Annotated in this window: 1 protein-coding gene; it reads right to left on the bottom strand. The window is 46.5% G+C overall.

Going from position 1 to position 1,173, the window contains the following annotated elements; all coding sequences use genetic code 11:
• Positions 1-88: 88 nt before the first annotated feature.
• Positions 89-814 carry a DUF502 domain-containing protein gene (locus tag QUB26_RS31890; protein WP_333058302.1) on the bottom strand — a complete coding sequence of 242 codons (726 nt, stop codon included), beginning with the start codon at positions 812-814 and terminating at the stop codon, positions 89-91.
• Positions 815-1,173 lie beyond the last annotated feature (359 nt).

Genomic DNA, 1,173 nt, shown 5'->3' on the forward strand with positions numbered 1-1,173 from the left:
CGTCCTTTTTGGACGGGCGGGACGCCCATCCCACAATAACAATTAAAATTGTAAGTTATTTAATTCGCGATCCTAAAGATGTCTTGGTTCAATCTTCTTCGACTGGGACAGGCTGGTATCTTGATTCGGATACAAAGGGTTCGAGTGTTTTGCCCTTGATGTTTTCGGGGGTTACTGCAATTGAGTTGTTGGGGTTGACGATGCCGCCGGAGATGATGACTTTAAAGGCATCTTCGATCGACATTGACAAATTGACTAAATCTGCCTCCGGCACTATAGCGTACCATCCGGTGGTGGGGTTGGGAGTGGTGGGGATGAAAATGCCGATCGGGGTTTCACCGGAAAGGTGAGGCGGGATATCGTTACTCTCGATCGTACCGGTCACAAATGCTAAAGTCCAGATGCCCCGCCGGGGATATTCCACTAACACCACGCGGCGAAATTTGTCGTTTGATTTGAGGAGGGTTCCCAGCAGTTGTTTGAGAGTTTTGTAAACCGAACCGGCTAGGGGAATTGCCTGCAACACCCGTTCGCCAAAGTCTAGCAGCCACTTACCGAAAATGTTGCGGGCCATTAAGCCGATGACTAAGATGCTCAGCAGGGGTACAGCCAGCCCTACTAAAAGATTGAGCAGATTCACCAAAATCGGGTGGAGTCCGTCAAAAGGGTTGATCTGCTTGGGAATTTTGGTGAGAAAATTGATCACCCAACTGGCGACGGTAATTGTCAGCCAGATGGTGGTAGCTAAGGGTATCACTACCAATAGTCCTGCGATCAGGTCGTTTTTTAAGTCTTGTTTGATGCGTTGGAGCACGGCGGGTCAAATCTCCTCGTAACTGGTTCCCAATAACCTGAATAAAGCTGAGACTAAAGCAACTGCACGGGCTTTACTGGATGTCACCATAGACGATCGTCTTCAATTCTGCTAAACCCTACCCTTTCTGAGGGGGAAGAGTTAGGGATCGCCGGTGCTGTACCTTTATTTTAAAGAATTATTGCAAGTTGGCGCTTGATTTTAATATATGCGGGCTGTGCAGCAGCTCACCGTTTTGTATATTTTAAGACATTTTGGGTCGGTTCAATCAATAAGCCGATCGGTCAATCGATTTTAGATTTTAGATTTTAGATTTTAGATTAAAGAATTGACTTGCGCGAGATAAATGCTCTTTCTTG

This window comes from Microcoleus sp. B4-C1 (genome assembly GCF_036705285.1).
Lineage (GTDB): Bacteria > Cyanobacteriota > Cyanobacteriia > Cyanobacteriales > Microcoleaceae > Microcoleus.